Source organism: Cysteiniphilum sp., assembly GCF_057495195.1.
Genome location: NZ_JBXTEF010000109.1, coordinates 1 through 19,165, shown reverse-complemented (window position 1 = coordinate 19,165; position 19,165 = coordinate 1). Strand labels below are relative to the sequence as shown.

Genomic DNA, 19,165 nt, shown 5'->3' with positions numbered 1-19,165 from the left:
CGTTGCTTTGTTTTAACCCGCAAAAACAAAGGAGAAATACTATGAGTATTCATAAACTTACCTCACTAACTTTATGCTTTGGTTTGATTGGTTTTGCAACCCAAGCTTCTGCATTCACCGATCAAGATGCGGCAATTACTGCAACTGAAGCAATCGCTGAGTCATGCTCTCTAAGTGCAGGCACCGAGGGCTTGACTCAAACCATCTTAGAAACGGGTGGTGGTGACCAAACCGCCGTTTTTGGCACATTTACCACTTCATGTAACTCTGCCTCTGGCTTTACCTATGCGATCAAAAATGATGATGATACTTGTGCTTTTGTTAATGGTTCAAGCACTGTGCCTTGGAGCTTTACGACAGGAACAGGAACCGTAGCTACTTTCTTAGGCACACCTTCTGGCACAATACAAAATAGTGCAAACCTTTCAGTATCAGACCAATGTCCTGATAATACAGGTGGATATATCTCAATCCATAGTGTCTCTGCAGGAGTCGTCTATAATGCTGTTTCGGTTGACTTAAAACCTGATGTCTCAGGTGTGGGTGCAGGTAACTTACTTGAAGGAACTTACGCAGATAGTGTGACACTTAGATTATCTGATGTTTAGTCATGTATTGTTGCTGGACTAGGTTATTGTTAAGCTTAACTATCTTGCTTGGGATGAATAATGCCAAGCTATTACATGCTTCTTTTAGCAATCAAGATGCAAAAACCACTGCCTATGCCTACATAACGGAACAGTGCTCTATTTGGCATCAAACGCTTGGCCCAAGCAACTTAGCATCCTCTTGTAATTCTAGCTCTGGATTTATCTATCAAATTAAAGACTTTGATCATATATGCGAGCTACTAATGAATGAAATTAATATACAAAAAGCTGATGCCTCTTTTGATGAGAATAAAGATGAAGTTTATGCTCATGATGAGACATTACTAAACCTACAGCATTTATGCCTACAAGATCATGCGACATTTAATGATCTACAAAAGGTATCTGCAAGCCGAGTATATAATCAAGTACCCATCAAGTTAAATGCCCCGCAAGATATAAAGTCTAAACCACTCATTATTCGTTTAACCGATATTTAGAGCCTATAAATCTATGAGAAAAACTTACTTCTTATTTTTACTGATCACATTGTATGGATCAACCATAAGCTGCACTTTATCTTTGCATGGTGGAGGGACACTCACCACTAATAATTTAAGTTTTGGTGTTACTGATAATGCCTCTATTTTTGGCTATGCACAAGTCAACTGCCCTGAGGGCGAAGGGTACTCTCTTGAAGTTAAGACAATCAATGGTTATAAGTTTATAAATACGTTAAACGCGAGTATTTATGTTAATTATAGTGTTAAAGTTAATGGCATATCCGTTACTGACTTAACACCAAATCAATACTTTCTTGTACATACTGAACCTGCTGACCCGCTAGGTGAGCCAACACAAAAAAACTATACTGCTACTGTAACCTTCACAGGCTTGGGTCTACATAATATTTCTGAAGGCAGTTATAGTGATACATTCCACTTCAGAATTAGTCCCTTAAATTAATCATTTCCCTCGCATAAAAAGCTTATCCAAATCATTGACTGTCATTTTTACCCAAGTTGGGCGCCCATGATTGCATTGATCTGCTCTTGCTGTTTGTTCCATATCGCGTAACAATTGATTCATTTCCTCAACGGTAATTTGATCATGTGCGCGCACGGCTTTGTGACATGACATCGTTGCTAGGATTGCATGTATATAATCATCCATTGGCTTTGCTTTGCCACTGACCTTAAGACTATTAGCAATTTCGATGACTAGATTTTCAATATGATTATTCTTTAAATAAATGGGGATTGCACGAATCACTAAGGTTTTCTCACCAAGTGCAGAATATTCAAACCCCAATTTATGAAGAAGCGCTTCATGCGCATCTAGTACATCAAGCAATACAGGACTTATCTCAAAGGTTAAAGGCAATAACAGTACTTGAGATACAGCTTCATGATTTGCCCATAGCGCTTTTACCTTCTCATATAATACCCGCTCATGTGCAGCATGCATATCAACAATAATCAGACCATCTTCGGTTTGTGACAAAATAAAAATGCCATGCACTTGTGCTAAGGCAAAACCCAATGGATAGGTTTTGGCCTCTTTTACAGGTGTTGCCTTTGTTGTTATTTCTGGCATTGTGACATTTTGATCTACCGTTGCTTCTGTTATCTCATCTATTACCAACGGTATCGCTAATTGCGTGGCATCCTGCCATTTATCTTGAAGGGTTTGCGCTTTTATTTCATGATGAGTATCACTGATATTTTCAGGATATTGAATTTCCTCTTTTTGATTGATCAACTGCTCATATAGTGCCATATCATTGCGATGATCAGATCTTGAGTGATCAGCATATTGCGTTTTAACACGCCAATTTTGATTTAGTGAAGCGGAAGGCTTATCTGGCATACTAAATGCCAATGCATCAACGTCATTTCCAACTTCAGATAATTCTGGTAATTGTGGCTTAGTATCTGCCAAAGCATGATGAATTTTGGCAAAAAGAAAATCATGCACTAAACGAGATTCGCGAAAACGTACTTCATGTTTAGTTGGGTGCACATTGACATCCACTGCATGTGGGTCAATATTAAAAAACAAAATAAACGCTGGATATCTTTGGTGATGCAATACATCTTTATAGGCCTGCTTTATCGCATGTGCTATAAGCTTATCTTTTATAATTCGCCCATTGACATAAAAATACTGTAAATCAGCACGTGACTTTGAAAACTGCGGCTTAGCAACCCAACCATATAATTGAAGACCCATTGCTTCAGCTTGAATCAATAAGGCATTATCAATAAACTCATCGCCACAAATATCGGCAATACGCTGTTGCTGTTTTTGTGGTGTATCTGCCATGGGATAAGATTTTACCTCTTTGCCATTATGCCAAACAGTCAACGCAACATTAAAGTGACAAAGCATAAACTTTTTCAACAGCTCATCAATATGCACATATTCAGTACGCTCGGCCTTTAAAAATTTGCGTCTTGCGGGCGTGTTATAAAAAACTTGAGCCACTTCAATCGTCGTTCCAATAGGATGAGATGCAGGAATTAGCTCATTACCTAATTGATTATCCACACACCATGCATGTTCATCTTGTGCTGTTTTTGAGGTGATCTTCACTTTAGCAATCGAGCCAATACTTGCTAATGCCTCACCTCTAAAGCCCATGCTATCAATTGCTTCAAGCTCTGCTAATGAATATATTTTGCTTGTTGCGTGCGGCATTAAGGTTAATGGCAAGTCATCTTTTTCAATGCCCGAACCATTATCACGTATCAAGATTTTTTCTTTACCACCATGTTCAAGCTCTAATGTAATCTCAGTTGCGCCAGCATCTAGTGCATTTTCAAATAACTCTTTGACAATCGAAGAAGGTCTTTCAACCACCTCGCCTGCTGCAATCTGGTTGGCTAGTTCAGTGGATAAGACTTTAATTCGCCTACTCATAATTTAATTCCGTTTGAATTTCTTTCTTTATGACATTTTCATTTAGATAATTCGCAATCTGATGGGCAATATCACGCTTTGATGCCAAAGGTAGTGCTAATACTTGCTGATGATGTTTATTAAAAAGCTGCACCTCATTGTGATCACTATAAAAAGGAAAACCGTTATCCGTGTTGACTTGATTTAATATTAAGAAATCAAGCCTCTTGCGTTCAATTTTAGCTAACGCATGCTCTTGCGCATTATGCGTTTCTGCGGCAAAACCAACACAACACGGTCTGTTTTTTGTCAAGCTTGCAACACTTGCCAAAATATCTTTATTCTTAACCAACTTCAAAGTTAACTCATCACTTTCATCGGTCTTTTTAATTTTCTCAACGGCACAAACTTGTGGGCGATAATCAGCAACTGCCGCCGCAGCAATAAATAGATCTGCTGTTTCCACCTTTTCAAGCACTGCATCATGCATTGCATCAGCACTTTTCACCTGTACAACATCACAATTTTGAGGGGCTATTAATTGAGTAGGACCTGAAATTAAAGTCACATCCCAACCGATATCAATAAAAGCTTCAGCTAATGCATAACCCATTTTACCTGAGCTATGGTTTGATAAATAACGCACAGGATCCAATGCCTCAACAGTGGGGCCGGCAGTAATCACAACATGTTTATCCGTTTTTGCTTTGGACTTTAATATATGCTTTACAATCGTTTCAGGCTCCATTAAACGTCCATCACCAATATCACCACAAGCTTGCTCACCAGCATCCGGTGGCAAAATAATAAATTCTCGATTTTTCAATTGATTTACATTCGCTTGAACGACAGTGTTCTGCCACATAATGACATTCATTGCCGGTGCTATAAATATCGGTTTATCCGCTGCAAGAATCACATTGCCCAGTAAGTCATCCGCCAACCCTAATGCTAACTTGGCAATGGTATTAGCAGATGCAGGTGCTATCACTATACAGTCTGCCCAGCGCGCAACTTCAATGTGCTCAATTGGATGATCGGTATATGCAAATAAATCATCATAGACTTTACGTTGTGACAATGCCTCAAAACTTAAACGGGTGACGAAAGCCTTGGCTGATTCAGTTAATAACACCTTAACTTCACAGTTTGCTTTGACTAAAAGCCTTGTTAATTCCAGTGCTTTATATGCAGCAATACTGCCTGTGATACATAGTAAAATTTTTTTCATTATTTATAATTAAAAATTCCTAAAATATTGCCGTCCATACTATACCTATCACAAATTATTTTACAGATTTTTTTGCTTGGCACCTAACCTTGAAATTCTTCAAGCATATTTTGGCATTAATACCTTTTCGTATTGGCTGATCGTTATAAATCGTCTCTACTATCTTGTTGTATGCTCACATATAACAATTATATTATAGTCTTGTACTTGAGTTTTTTTCATTGACAACTGTCACTGTTATTTCATCTTTTTGGATATAAAAAAAGCGCCCTTAGGCGCCCTTTTTATTATCAAAATCGCCCACCAAAGTAAGCAATACTACAACTTATAGTTTACGAGACTTTAAGTTGCCAAAACGTTTCTGGAAGCTATCCACACGTCCAGCTGTATCAACCACACGTTGCTTACCAGTGTAAAATGGATGACACATTGAGCACACATCTAATTGAATATCTTGGCTCTTTGTAGAGCGTGTTTCAAATTTATTGCCACAGCTGCAGCTTACTGAAACTTTTTCATACTTTGGTTGAATATCTAAATTCATCTTCATTTACCTCTTTAAATATATTCTTGCCGCCACCTAAGCCCATCTTAAGCACCGCAGAATGAAAACGCTGCACATCATAGCGCAAAGCATATCATCTCTCAAGCTTTTAGCTCGATTAAATTGACGAATTCACTAATTCGATGAAATGTACTTTTCACGACGTACACGCTTAGCATCAAAACCACGATCTGTTAATAAGGCAAATGCATCATCAATCATATTTGGGTTACCACATAGGTAAACAACATCTTCCTCAGGGGTTAAATCCAACTGATCAAAGATATGCTGCACATAGCCTTTTTGCTCATCAGTGGCTAAAGCTTCTTGCTCACGAGACAAACAAGCCTTGAAGTGTAGAGAGTTTATCTTGTCGGCATATTGCCGAAAGTCTTCTGCATAAATTGCATCTGCCTTATACTGCACACCAAGCAATATATGAACCTCTTTGACATCTTCAGCTAAAACTTTTTCAATCATTGGCAACATAGCGCGATATGGCGCAATACCCGTACCTGTGCCCACTAAAATAAGCTTACGAATTTTCTCACCATCTTTTAACACTAGGCGCCCAGCAGGCCCCATGGCATTGAACTTATCACCTATTTTCATATTAAACAAATGCTCAGAGGCAATTCCGCCATCAACATAAGAGATGGCGATTTCAATCAAATCTGTATCCTTAGGAATGCTTGCCACACTGTAACTACGGCGCCTTACTTTGCCATCTTCATGATCAAATAAGAAGGTAATAAACTGCCCAGGAACAAAGTTAAATGCACTGCTATCTGCTTTTTTAAACGTTAAGTGCTTAACATTAGGTGCAATCTGCTTTGATTCAACCAACTCTGCTTCAAATTTTTCAATTGCCATAAAATTTAGAATGATCATTTATCAATAATGGGCAACAGTTTACGAGTGTTGTTATCAATAATCCATTACTTTGTATGCGGAAATGTAAATTTGGCTAAGACTTTTTTAATCTCTTTAACTGGCAAGCCAACCACGTTATCAAAGTCACCTTTTATCTCTTTGACAAAGCGCTGACCTATCCCTTGAATGGCGTAACCACCAGCTTTATCCTGAGGTTCATTCGTCTGCCAATAGGCTTTTATCTCTTCATCAGTCAATTGTGCAAACAGCACATCAGTTATTCTATATTCATAACACACTGACTCGCCATCACCGACGGCAAAACCAGTAATCACTTGATGCCAGCGTCCACTTAATTTATGCATATATTCACAAAAGATCTTTAAACTCACCGGTTTTTGCAATATTTCTTCATTAATGACGACAATGGTATCAGCAACTAAAACAGGTAGATCTAATCGCTTCATCTGTAACGCCGCCTTAAGCTTTGCCTTAACAACTCGCTCTAAATATACCAACGGCTTTTCATTAGCTAATGAGGATTCATCAATATCTACAGCAAACTGGCTAAATTCGATGGATTCACGACGCAGTAATTCTGCCCGCCTTGGTGATTGCGATGCTAAGTAAATCATTTAGTTACTCGGTTGATCAAGAATATCTAAAACTTCTGCATCACTATCAAAGTGTTGCGTTTTTGCATTGCTTTTTGCTTTAATCTGCAAAGTTTTATCCAAGTTGTAATCATAGTTTTGTAAATAAGCATTACGTGCTGCGACATACGGGTCAATTGAGCTATTCATTAATTTCTCATACAAAGATAGGTATTGAACACCTTCATTGGCCTTATACACACCATAAGCACTCCAACTTACAATTGGTGGTGCCACAGCGCTATAACTTAGCGGGTTAAAGACAGTATCAAAAAGATCACCTGCAGAACCACCAAAGGTATTAGGTCCTAAAATTGGCACAACAAAATAAGGGGAATAACGATAACCCCATTTTGCCATAGTGAAACCAAAGTTTTGCACTCGACGCGGTAGCCCCATATTTTTCGCAACATCAAATAAACCAAAGACACCAAATATGGTATTGGCAACAAAGCGCGCGGTATCACGCCATACATAGTCCAAATTCCATTGCAACAAGTCATTTGCAATGCGTCCAGGCTCTAGAACATTATTGTAAGCATTATCAATACCAAGTTGCACAGGATCAGGCACAACATAATCATAACCTTTTGCCATTGGAATTAGTGCATAGTCATAAGTCACTTGGTTAAATTTAAAGACAGCACGGTTATAACCCTCCCAGGGGTCTCTATTCTGCTGAGTAGCACAACCACTTAAAACCACAACTGCTAAAAGAACAATTATTTTATATTTCATTTTTTATATATTTTTTTCCTGTTGCAGAAGAGTATAGCGGATTTTTCAAAAAGACGTCAGTAGTTGTTTAAACAAAAGCAAACATGCTTGTTACAAGCGTTAATTTCAACAAATTTTGTTTTTTAATTAACACGCTCTGTGCTATACAATCATGCTATACAACAAGAATAAAGCACTTTACAATAAAGGCTGATTTTTGATTTAAGCTAATACTAATGACACAAACCACACAACAAACAATCTCTCCGACAGCCAAATGGTTAATTACGATTACCGTGATGCTTGCGGCAATGATTGAGATTATTGATACAACCATTGTTAACGTAGCCCTGCCAGATATGGCAGGTTCTCTTGGTGCAAGTACCGAAGAAATCTCATGGGTTGTGACCTCTTATATCGTATCCTCCGCGATTTGCATGCCTCTTACCGGCTTTTTTGTGCGCACCATTGGGCGGCGACGACTGCTGTTGATCAATATTATTGGATTTTTGATCTTCTCAATGCTCTGCGGGTTATCAAGCTCTCTTGGCGAGATGGTATTTTTCAGAATTATGCAAGGCATCTTTGGCGCCTCTTTAGTGCCTTTATCACAATATGTCTTACGCGATACTTTTCCACCTAAAGAGCAAGTGAAAGCCATGGCAGTCTGGGGCATTGGCATTATGGCAGCACCTGTATTAGGACCAACATTAGGTGGCTATATTACTGACTGGATTAACTGGCGTTGGATTTTTTATATCAATGTTCCTGTATGTCTTATTGCAATTGTCATGGCATTTATGTTTATTCGTGAGACAAAACGCGAAAAGCTCAATATCGACTGGATTGGACTTGGGCTTATGGCATTAACCATTGCCGCCTTACAAATCTTTCTTGATCGCGGTAATAATGATGGCTGGCTATCATCACACTTTATTCTTGCCATGCTAATATTCTGGGTTGTCACTGGTTTAATTTTCATTATTCGCGGATGGTTTAATCCTAAGAATATTTTAAATCTTCATTTATTTAAAGATCGTAATTACGCTGCATCCTGTATTTTATTAGTCTTATATACAGCAGGCATATTTGGTCTTATGACTGTACAACCCCTTATTATGCAAGGCTTTATGCATTATTCAGCTGCACTCTCGGGCGAGCTTATGATGCCGCGCGGTATTGCCGCAGCTGCTGCGATGATGTTAATCGCTCCTTTGGCTAAACGCATTGATTTACGCATTATCATTTTATTGGGTATTATTTTTACTGCTTATGGCAACTATCTATATGGCCAGATTCCGCTAATGAGTGATCAGTGGAATTTAACTTATCCTGGCATTATCCAAGGCATTGGTATGGGTTTTTTCTTTGTGCCCGTGTCAACAATGGCTTTGCAAACCCTACGACCTCAAGATCTTGCCGAAGGCAGTGGTATGTTTAGCTTTTTTAGAAATTTAGGCACATCCGTTGGCACATCCGTAATGATTACCGTACTAAGCCAACAAGCGCAAGTCGCCTGGCATAATATGATAAAGCATATTAATCCTGCCAATCCAAATTACCAAACTTGGTTACAAAATACCGGATGGCATGCACAAGACCCAACGACATTAGGCGTTGTCGCGCAAACAATCAACACGCAGGCAAACATTATTGCCTTTAATGACGTTGCTTATTTATCGTATCTATTGCTCGCCATTTCAATTCCATTTATTTTGCTACTAAGCAAGCCAGCTAATACAGGGCTTAGTATGGAGCATTAATGCTATCTTTGATTATCATCAAAGAGTAATAACCGTTCCCTGAGCTAAGTCGAAGGGACATTTAGTGGCAGTAAATGGCTTCGACTAACGCTCAGCCCAACGCTCACGCAGTAAAGCTCGTAAGAAATATAATCATCGCTTACTTTTTCAATGGGAACATCACAAATCCAGCTTTGACATTGGTCAATACCAGCAGGATCAAACTTAAGAAAAGCGGCAGTAATAACACTAAAAAAGCACCAGTAAAAACACTTGGATTATGAATTTCCTTTAAATCGCCACCATTGATCCACATACTAACATAATCAACCAAATGCTGGAAAAGGGCAGCTGACAGGCCAATCGTCATATTGACCACCGCTAGGACAGTACCATGCACTTTACTGGGGAAAATATCATCGACAACAGCAAAAGCCAATAGCATGCTTGAGACAAAAAAACCAAGCAAAAAATAAAGCACATAAAGCATGCTGATACTAAAAACATCAGGCAGTAATACAATCAGACTAAAGACAATAATCGTCATGACATTCGTGATAACCATCCACGCTTTTTTTGAATTTGTGAGACGGGCAACGATGCCATGCGTGGGACCGCCCACGGCAATACCAATAAAAATCATTGCACTAATTGACGCCGCAGTCGTTGCATCAAACTGATAGGTATATTGTAAAAACACCACATCATAAAGCTCTGAGAAAGCATTGACTACAGTACCAACCATAATGCCGGCATAAATGGCGATTAACCATAGATCTTTAGACTTTAGTACGTATAAATGCGCTTTTGAGAGTTTTCTTGAGATTGCCTTATGTGTTACAAACTCACGTGGTCGCACAAAAAGATAAATCACCAATGAAAACATCACACCAATATAGCCAATCAACCATAGTGCACCCTCCCAAGTAAGCTTCTCAATCCAGTAAGCCAATAGCACCTGCCCAAAGATACCACCTAACACCCCAATCGTATTCGTTAAACCAACTGCAATCGGGAAAACATTATTCGGTAGCACATCAGATGCGACTTTAAGGGCACCTAAAAAAGCAAATGCCGAGCCAATTGCTATCAATATCCGTCCGATCCACATCATGCTAAGCGATTGATCCCAGATAAATACCAAGATCCCAAGACTCATCACAAGACAAGATAATGATAATGTCCATTTACAACCAAAGCGATCAAGCATAAGGCCCGCAGGAATTTGGGCAATCGCATAAATCGGGAAATAAATTGCCATCACTGAAACCACTTGGTTGATATCTAAGTTAAGTGAATGTGCAATTGGTGCCAATAGCACACTAGGTGCGGTATGCTGGAAATAGTCCAACGCATAGAATATTGCTGCAATCAACCATATAAGCCATGCAACAGTCAGTGTTTTTGCTTTCATTGGCTCTCCATTTTTGAGACTATCTTAATAGCTCTAATACTTTGTGTTTTGCCGCACTAAAGTCAGTTTTGCCTGAGCCTAACTTTGGAATCGCATCAACTTGGAAATAGTTTTGTGGCTTTAATAAGTTATTTATCTTAGCGCCATTGACTTGTTGCTTAATATCGCTAGCGTCCATTGTCATGGTATATAAAAGCGATATACATTCTCCTTTTTTCTGATCAGGTGTAGCCACAGCTAATATTTCATTCTCTTCATTATCCGCACCTAATAATGTCATAATTTCTTCTTCAACTGCAGACAAACTAACCATCTCGCCACCAAGCTTAGCAAAACGTGAATAACGATCCAAAATCGTCAAATAGCCCTCTTCATCAAGTTTTCCTTTGTCACCTGTTTGATACCAACGAATGCGATGACGCTTGAAAATAACCTCTGCCGTTTTTTGTGGGTTATGCAAGTAGCCTTCCATGACATTAACTCCACCAAAGGTAATCATACCAGCTTCACCAATTGGCAACTCCTCTTTTGACTCAGGATCAATAATCATAAAGCGCCCACCTGGCACCGAACTGCCGACAGTACCAATCTTATTATTAGTTTTATCGCCTTCATTTGGTTGATTGACACTTGCCACGGGACTTAACTCAGTTGTGCCATATCCTTCGTAAATAATCTTGTCAAACTTCTTCTCAAACATGGCTCTGACTTCAGGCAAAAGCTTTTCAGCTCCTGCAACAACAAAGTTTAATGATGAGAATTGCTCGGCCGTCAACTGACGTGCTTTTGAGTAAATTCTAAAGAATGTTGATGTGCCACAGAGAATCGTGGGTTTATACTTATCTGCTAATTCACCCAACATCGCCGCATCGGTAGGATCTGGATGACAAACCATAAACACCCCTTCAAGCAAAGGTAAAATCGTTGTCGCTGTCAAACCAAATGCATGGAAGATTGGCAAAATACTTAAAATAGAATCATCTGATTTAGCGCCCAAGATAATCATCGATTGTTTGACATTGCCTAAAATGTTTTTGTGACTTAGCGCAACACCCTTAGGCTTGCCTTCACTGCCACTACTAAACAAAATTGCCGCCGTATGATCGGTTGCAACACGTGTGACATAATGACTAATTAAATGCTCAGCTGATGACAATTTCACATGCAATAAAGTCTTTAATAAGGTAAATTTATCCAATTGCTGGCGCACATCCTCTAGCAATATGATCTTTGAATTACTAAATACCTCCTCTAAGAAAAATCCCTTTTTCTTTAACTGCTCGATAAAGCGCCCTGAGGTAATAATCGTTTTGATATTGGACTCAGAAATGGCTGCATCAAGTGCTGATTTAGACGCTGTATAGTTTAAATTAACCAAGGTTTTACCAAGCACAAAGCCACTCATCATCGCCATCGCCCCACCAACACTCGGAGGCAAACAAATACCAACACGCTCCTGTTCACGTAAAATTGGTTCAAGTAATTTCGACAGCGCAAGCGTTGCAACCAGCAAACGCTCAGAGCTTAGCTCAACACCAGTTGAATCAGCAATAACCTTTTTACCTTTACGTGCTTTCGCTTGTTTAATCCAAACCTCTGGAATTGATGGCATCAGTGAAATATTACGCTCCCACGCATAAATATTTTTCTCTGCCAAAAGATCTGACAACTCCTTTTTATTTAGTGCAATACCAATTGGCTCAAAGAAGCTTAAATGCAACCACTGTGGTACATTGCGCCCACGGGTATATTTAATACATTCAAAGCCGCAAACTTGCATAGGAATTATTTCATTATTAAGTTTAGTCACATCACTATATAGCTCTTGAGATACCAATAGCACCCCTTCTTTATTCCATGAGGTCAAAAAGGATTGTGAAATAATTGTAACACCCGTTCTTTTTAACAAATAATCCACTAACTTTGATGGTGGATTCTCACATTCCATGACTACCGTCACTGCTTGTCGCGCAATTCGTTGCAATAAAACTGCTAGAAATAAATTAACATTATTGCTAATGACCACTGCTGGTTTGAAATTTGGCACATAGTTGACATGGTGAAAGTTACACATATAACGCTGGCGCTCTTTTAACTGCATAACAGCAATTAAGGTTTTATTTGGCCAAACATACAATGAACCCAAAATAACTATAACAAACAGGACAATTATCCCTAACAATATTGACATTAATGTCACCTCATCATCGGCAATTTTCTATTAATCTGTGCAGAGTATATACCGCTTGCAAATCATTTTACAGTATTTCTGTCTTTGAACAGAACTTACCAGTTGCCACTACGTTTTTTATTTTTGGCAAAAAGGACTAACTAAAATACGCCTGATAACTTGCTGTTAATGCATTAAGATTAGCATCAATTTCAATACTTTGTTGTTTCTTTTCAAGTAAATTTTTTAAGTGCCCGGGCACTTTAATTTTCTCTTTAACAATCGGTTCGATCACTTCTTCAAACTTTGCCGGATGGGCAGTTGCGACAACGATATAATGCGTATCTTCTGGCAGAGACTCACGCGCAAAGAATGCAGTTGCCGTATGCGTACAAATAAGCATATCATGATCATTCTTTATCTTAGCAATCATTTTTTTAATGTCACTATCATCTGCTTTAAAAGCTTTTACCTCACGAGCAAAAGCTTCAAAATCAGGGAAAAGTGCATAAAGACGCTCAAAGTTACTTGGCTTACCGACATCCATCGCATTAGCCAGTGTTTCGATACTTGCTTTATCAGGCAATGCTTTATGTGCCAAAAACTGCCCAATGACATTATTTTCATTTTGTGCAATGACAATATCACCAATTGGCAGGCCCATTTTTTTTGCCCAAAAGCAGGCACAAACATTGCCAATATTACCTGATGGCACGATGAAATTTGCCTTTTTGCCATGCTTTAAGAAATACTGCCAAGCAATATAGGCGTAATAGGTTGTCTGCGGCAATAATCGCCCGATATTAATGCTGTTGGATGTATTTAAATACGTATTATTCTGCCACCAGTTATCGGCAAATGCACCTTTAACCAATGCTTGGCAATCATCAAATGTGCCATCGACTTCAACCGCGCAAACATTGTCTTGCCAGCAAGTAATCTGCTTTTGCTGACGCATTGAGATTTTACCCTTGGGGAAAAGCACCATGACATTGATATTTTGCTTTTGATAAAAAGCTGCGGCAACGGCAGAGCCTGTATCACCTGATGTTGCGACCATAATCGTAAACTTTTTATCAGTTTCAATATGACTTAAGGCATTGGCTAGAAATCTCGCGCCAAAGTCTTTAAATGATAAAGTCGCACCATGAAAGAGCTCAAGCACTGATATTTTCTGATCAACATTGACCAATGGTAAGGGAAAGCTAAAACTCTCATGACATATTGTGCTTAATTGACTTTCAAGCGCATCACCTTTAAAAAATGGGGCTAGAAGCTGTGTTGCAAAATCAGGATAACTCATTGCACTATCTAAAGCCCGCCAATCAAACAATGGAAAAAACTCAGGGACATAAAGCCCACCATCTTCTGCTAAGCCATTTTGTAATGCATTTGATATTGATACAGCTTTTGCATCACCTCTGGTACTGATAAACTTCATACTTCCTCCTTTGCGATAATCTGCCCACCTTTTGCGGATAAGCTTGTAACATGTTTCTGCGCTGACAATCCTTCTTTAGCAAAGATTTCAACTAATTCATTTGCAATCATTTCTGCATTATTTTCATTATGACCTAAGGCAAATACAGCAGGACCAGAACCCGAGATACCAAACCCAAGTGCGCCAAGTTCAATTGCTTTTTGCTTTGCCTGATCAAAACCCTTAATAAGTACTTTGCGTTTTGGCTCAACTAATACATCAGCATAATGTTTTTTAAAACGTACAAGATCACCTTCATACAGCGCACTAATTATCGCTGCAGTTTTGGCACTTTGCGCGACAAACTCTTTGATTGTAAAAGGCACATCAATCAACTTTCGCGCCTCTTTGGTTTCGATTTTTAGATCAGGCACAACCACACTGGCATATAAGTCTAAACTCGGCAGTTGAATAAACTCACATGGCTTGGAGTCTTGCAACAATACCAAGCCACCAAACATTGCAGGCACGGCATTATCACCATGATAAACACCACCTGAAATAAGGCTTTCACCATAAATGGCATAATCAACTAACCGCTCTTTTGCTAAAGGCTCTACTAAGAACTCATTAACTGCAAGTATTGCCGCAACTGAAGATGCGGCTGAACCACCAATGCCAGAACCTAAGGGAATGCCTTTTTCAATGGTAATATCTAAACCCAATTCAAGTTTATGATCTTGCAAAAATTTCTTTATCACCGAACCACAGACATTTTTATCAACATCTACACTTAACTCTTTATCTGTTAATAGCCCACAGATTCGTTTAATAACTAATTGCTTATCATCACGCTTTTGTAAATGCACGGTGTCACCGACACCCGATAACGCAAAGCCCATGAGATCAAATCCTACCGCAAAGTTTGCACTTGTCGCTGGTGCAAATGCAGTTACTTTGACTATTTTTTCATTTATTTTTATTTTCTTTATTTTTTCTATCATTTTATCCATTGATTAAGTCCTTGACCTCTAAACGCATCATTTCCCCTCACCCGTCAGGCTTTGCCTGCCGACCTCTCCCGCAAGGGGAGAGGTAAGTTATTTTCCAATACGATAATTGCGTTAGCAATCTTAGGTTTAACCCCTAACAAAAATAGCCTCTCAAGCTTCCTTCCACCATTTACCTCTCCCCTTGCGGGAGAGGTCGCACTGCATTTGCAGTGCGGGTGAGGGGTGTTTTCATCCATCACTTCTGCAACTCCTTATAAATATTATTCAGCACATCTTCTGTTTTTTCCAAAATATCATGATTCCAAAAGCGTAATATTTTATATCCTTTACTCACTAGGTTCTGCGTTCTTACCTCATCCAAAGCCTTTTTCTCCATATCATTATGCTGACCTCCATCACACTCAACAATCAGCTTCTTTTCAAAACAAACAAAGTCGACAATATACAAGTTAATGATAACTTGTCTTCGAAACTTATAGTTTCCTAAATGACGATTTCTTAAATAATACCAAAGTGTTTGCTCAGCATTGGTTTGATTTGTTTTTAGCTGCTTTTGAAATATTTTAATATTCACAATTTCCCCCTCACCCGACAGGCTTTGCCTGCCGACCTCTCCCGCAAGGGGAGAGGTAAGTTATTTTCCAGCACGCTAATGCATTACGAGTTTTATATTTAGTTCCTAACCAGAATAGTCTCACTATAACTCACTCCACTAGCTACCTCCCACACTTACGTGAGGGATAAATTATTTTCCAATATGCTGATACATTGCCAACTTTATATTTCTTTCCTAACCAAAATAGTCTCACCACAACTCGCACCCACTATTTGCCTACCACACTTACGCGAGAGATAAGTTGTTTTCCAATACGCTAATTGCGTTAGCAACCTTAGGCTTAACTCCTAGCAAAAGCCTCCAGCGCTTCCTTCCACCATTTACCTCTCCCCTTGCGGGAGAGGTCGCACTGCATTTGCAGTGCGGGTGAGGGGTGTTTTTATTTGCTTTCACTAAACACTATTCCTGTCAATTTTGCCTTAATTAGAAATCGCCAATATATCACCAAAAACACCCGCAGCAGTCACTTCAACACCAGCACCTGCCCCTCTTATCACCATTGGCGAATGCGCGTACCGCTTGGAATAAATAAGCACCATATTATCGGCACCATCGAGACTAATAAATGGACTATTTTGCGCCAATGGTGCGACAGATACTTTTGCTTGACCCATATCAGATACTTCTCCCACAAAATGAAGTGCTGAAGCTTTCCCTTGCAAGACTTTAAGCTTTTGTGTTAATTCCTTATCATGGGCTTTGATTTTCTTTAAAAACTCCTCTTTTGAGCATGATCTTAAATTTTCGGGTGTTAAATTTTGCACTTCAACATCACTTAATTCAAGACTTACGCCGATTTCACGCGCTAAACACACCACTTTGCGTGCGACATCCATACCGGATAAATCTTCACGTGGATCAGGCTCGGTGTAACCCTTGTCATAGGCGAGCATTAAACTCTCAACAAAGCTTTTACCTTTATTGACTTCATTAAAAATAAAACTCAGTGTCCCTGAAAAAACCCCTTGGATCTTATGGATTTTGTCACCCGTTTTTTGCAATGTTTCTAAGGTGCTAATCAGTGGTAATCCCGCACAGACATTGGTTTCATATTTAAATGTAACATTATGATTACGTGCCACTTGCCGAAGCGTACGATAATAATCCATCGATTGCGTATTAGCATATTTATTGGGTGTCACCACATGAATACCTTGTTCTAAGAAATCAACATAGACTCGAGCAATATCAACACTTGCCGTTGCATCGACAAGCACCTTATGCGCACATGAAATGGATTGTAAATATTTTGCCAGCGCATTTATATCGGCTTTACAATCACTTGTTTTTAATTGGTGGTTCAGCTCACTCTCTAACAGAAGGTCATCGCCACACAATAACTTAGTTGAGCTCATTATCGCAACCAAACGCAAATTAATATTCTGCTGATGCAAGACTTGTTGCTGTTGTTTTAGCTGATTGATAAGCTCAGCACCGATGCCACCGACACCAATCAGTGCAATCACTATTTCTCGTACAGGTGGATTTTTTGCTTGTTGATGAATTAAATTAAGTGCTAGATCTTCGTCTTCTTTTTTAACCGTGACCGTAATACTGCGCTCAGATGAGCCTTGGGTAATCGCATGAATATTAATCCTAGCATCTGCTAGTGGTTTAATCACACGCGCTAAAGCACCAGGTTGCGCTCTTAGCCCATCACCAACTGCCGTAATCATAGCATAACCCGTCTCACAATAAATATGCTCGATATCACCGCGCTCAATTTCCGCCTTAAAATGACGCTCAAGTGCTTTAGTCGCACGTTTGGCAAGCTTTGCTTCAATCGCAAAACAGATCGAATACTCCGAGCTTGATTGCGAGATCATCATTACTGAAACCTGCGATTGCTCAAGCACACTAAAGACTTTGGCCGCCATTCCCGAAACACCAATAATACCCGCACCCTGTACACGCATCAAGGCAACATTTGAGATACTCGTTAAGCCTTTGATAAGGTATTGCTCAAGGTTGCTCTTATCCAGTGCGCGAATAATTTCCGTGCCTTGTTTTTGTGGTTCGTAACTACTTTTTATCTCAATTGGAATCCCAATTTCCATCATTGGATTAATCGTTAATGGATGAACCACTGAAGCACCAAAATAGGCAAGCTCTAACGCCTCTTTATAGGATAACTGTTTCAATTGACGGGCAGTTTTAACCACCTGTGGATTCGCACTATAAACACCAGCAACATCCGTCCAGATCAATAATTTGCTAGCCTGTAAAAGCTTAGCAAAAATAGCTGAAGAGTAATCACTACAGTTCATGCCTAAAATACTACGCACACCTTCTTGGTTTTGCGCAATAAACCCAGTAATGATATACACTTTATGTTTGCGATCATTAAATTTCTGATCAACTGCTTGCTGACTTCTTTGCCAATCAACACTCACCGGTTTATGGTTATCATCAATAAATAGCACTTTCGATGCATCAATAAACTCAGCGTGAATATCTCTATACTGTAACGCGCCTGTTAAAATTTGTGCCGACCACAGCTCGCCAAACCCTAAAATAAAATACTCCAATGCATCACCACAAATGCCACTTAATGCAATTGTCGTGAGCATTTGCTTTAAATGTGTAACATCACTCTCAAAGGTATTCTTAAGCGTTTCATCTTCAGGACATAATGCGCTAATCAGAGATAGGTGATGTTCAGTAAGTTGCGCAATCACTTTACTGCTGTCTTTATTCTCTACGGCAAGTTCAATGGACTTTTTTAGTAAACTCGTGGTTTTGCCACTTGCAGAAACAACGACTGATTGCGGCATCGTGCCAATAATATTAACTACACGCTCAATTTTTACCACGTCTGCAAGACTACTACCACCAAATTTATGTACGATATATTCCATCAATAACTCACCTTCAAAAATTAGCATGAGGTTTCATTATATAAATATTATTCGGCAGAATTCATTATAAAAAATCAACTATTTAGTGATGATGCTACCTGCGCTTAATTTTACAGAAATACGCACCTATTTAAGCTTTTGTTAATATGTGATTTTAGAGATACCCTCTTCGACTGATACTCATTGCAGCGCTTCGACTTCGCTCAGGGTACGGTAGGTGTTTTTAGATGCTGCGACTATTTAGTTACTAGAGTCACGCACTTTTGCTCAACTACCCCACCTCGCAAGCTCGGCACCCCTTCACAAGTGAAGGGGAATTAAATAGTCCAAATCACAGATTCCCCTTCGTTAGCGAAGGGGTGGATGCGAAGCAGACGGGGTAGTCTTAAAAAAATCGCAAAGTGCGTAACTACAATTAGCTAT

At 39.2% G+C, this 19,165-nt stretch carries 16 protein-coding genes; 4 read left to right on the top strand and 12 right to left on the bottom strand.

Annotated elements, in window-relative coordinates:
* The first annotated feature begins 41 nt into the window (after positions 1–41).
* Genes ACY10D_RS09965 through ACY10D_RS09955 form a run of 3 tightly spaced genes read left to right on the top strand, consistent with a single transcriptional unit; the run spans position 42 to position 1,556 of the window.
* Positions 42–608 (top strand): hypothetical protein, encoded by a 567-nt coding sequence (locus ACY10D_RS09965; RefSeq protein ID WP_487000581.1) that lies wholly within the window; start codon positions 42–44, stop codon positions 606–608.
* A gap of 26 nt (positions 609–634) precedes the next feature.
* Positions 635–1,090 carry a hypothetical protein gene (locus ACY10D_RS09960; protein WP_487000580.1) on the top strand — a complete coding sequence of 152 codons (456 nt, stop codon included), beginning with the start codon at positions 635–637 and terminating at the stop codon, positions 1,088–1,090.
* Between the two features lie 13 nt (positions 1,091–1,103).
* Positions 1,104–1,556 carry a Hint domain-containing protein gene (locus tag ACY10D_RS09955; RefSeq protein ID WP_192484613.1) on the top strand — a complete coding sequence of 151 codons (453 nt, stop codon included), beginning with the start codon at positions 1,104–1,106 and terminating at the stop codon, positions 1,554–1,556.
* On the opposite strand, the gene mutL is transcribed toward ACY10D_RS09955, so the two are convergent.
* The 6 genes from mutL to ACY10D_RS09925 all read right to left on the bottom strand — a co-directional run bounded on the left by mutL (position 1,557) and on the right by ACY10D_RS09925 (position 7,530).
* On the bottom strand, positions 1,557–3,512 hold the full coding sequence (mutL, locus tag ACY10D_RS09950) for a DNA mismatch repair endonuclease MutL (RefSeq protein WP_487000579.1): 1,956 nt from the start codon (positions 3,510–3,512) through the stop codon (positions 1,557–1,559). It abuts the gene before it with no gap.
* Positions 3,505–4,722 (bottom strand): bifunctional phosphopantothenoylcysteine decarboxylase/phosphopantothenate--cysteine ligase CoaBC, encoded by a 1,218-nt coding sequence (coaBC, locus tag ACY10D_RS09945; RefSeq protein WP_487000578.1) that lies wholly within the window; start codon positions 4,720–4,722, stop codon positions 3,505–3,507. Before coaBC ends, mutL begins: the two co-directional genes overlap by 8 nt.
* Before the next feature lie 325 nt (positions 4,723–5,047).
* Positions 5,048–5,266, bottom strand: coding sequence for a 50S ribosomal protein L31 (gene rpmE / locus ACY10D_RS09940; RefSeq protein ID WP_192484616.1), 219 nt, complete (start codon positions 5,264–5,266; stop codon positions 5,048–5,050).
* A 135-nt stretch (positions 5,267–5,401) separates the two neighbouring features.
* Positions 5,402–6,139, bottom strand: a complete 738-nt coding sequence (locus tag ACY10D_RS09935; protein WP_487000577.1) for a ferredoxin--NADP reductase — start codon at positions 6,137–6,139, stop codon at positions 5,402–5,404.
* Positions 6,140–6,204: 65 nt separating this feature from the next.
* On the bottom strand, positions 6,205–6,774 hold the full coding sequence (locus tag ACY10D_RS09930) for a Maf family protein (protein WP_487000576.1): 570 nt from the start codon (positions 6,772–6,774) through the stop codon (positions 6,205–6,207).
* Positions 6,775–7,530, bottom strand: a complete 756-nt coding sequence (locus ACY10D_RS09925; RefSeq protein WP_487000575.1) for an MlaA family lipoprotein — start codon at positions 7,528–7,530, stop codon at positions 6,775–6,777.
* Positions 7,531–7,745: 215 nt separating this feature from the next.
* Between ACY10D_RS09925 and ACY10D_RS09920 the strand changes: the two genes are divergently transcribed.
* On the top strand, positions 7,746–9,272 hold the full coding sequence (locus tag ACY10D_RS09920; protein ID WP_487000574.1) for a DHA2 family efflux MFS transporter permease subunit: 1,527 nt from the start codon (positions 7,746–7,748) through the stop codon (positions 9,270–9,272).
* A 139-nt stretch (positions 9,273–9,411) separates the two neighbouring features.
* Here ACY10D_RS09920 and ACY10D_RS09915 read toward each other — a convergent pair whose 3' ends face one another.
* The 6 genes from ACY10D_RS09915 to thrA all read right to left on the bottom strand — a co-directional run bounded on the left by ACY10D_RS09915 (position 9,412) and on the right by thrA (position 18,769).
* A complete protein-coding gene (locus tag ACY10D_RS09915) occupies positions 9,412–10,665 on the bottom strand; it encodes an MFS transporter (RefSeq protein ID WP_487000573.1) in 1,254 nt (417 codons plus the stop codon).
* 19 nt (positions 10,666–10,684) lie between these two features.
* A complete protein-coding gene (locus tag ACY10D_RS09910; protein WP_487000572.1) occupies positions 10,685–12,856 on the bottom strand; it encodes an AMP-binding protein in 2,172 nt (723 codons plus the stop codon).
* 136 nt (positions 12,857–12,992) lie between these two features.
* A complete protein-coding gene (gene thrC / locus ACY10D_RS09905; protein ID WP_487000571.1) occupies positions 12,993–14,276 on the bottom strand; it encodes a threonine synthase in 1,284 nt (427 codons plus the stop codon).
* Entirely contained in the window at positions 14,273–15,268 is a 996-nt protein-coding gene (locus ACY10D_RS09900) for a homoserine kinase (protein ID WP_487000570.1), read from the bottom strand. Before ACY10D_RS09900 ends, thrC begins: the two co-directional genes overlap by 4 nt.
* A gap of 235 nt (positions 15,269–15,503) precedes the next feature.
* Entirely contained in the window at positions 15,504–15,842 is a 339-nt protein-coding gene (locus ACY10D_RS09895; RefSeq protein WP_487000569.1) for an endonuclease domain-containing protein, read from the bottom strand.
* A gap of 461 nt (positions 15,843–16,303) precedes the next feature.
* Entirely contained in the window at positions 16,304–18,769 is a 2,466-nt protein-coding gene (gene thrA, locus ACY10D_RS09890) for a bifunctional aspartate kinase/homoserine dehydrogenase I (protein ID WP_487000568.1), read from the bottom strand.
* Positions 18,770–19,165: the final 396 nt, after the last annotated feature.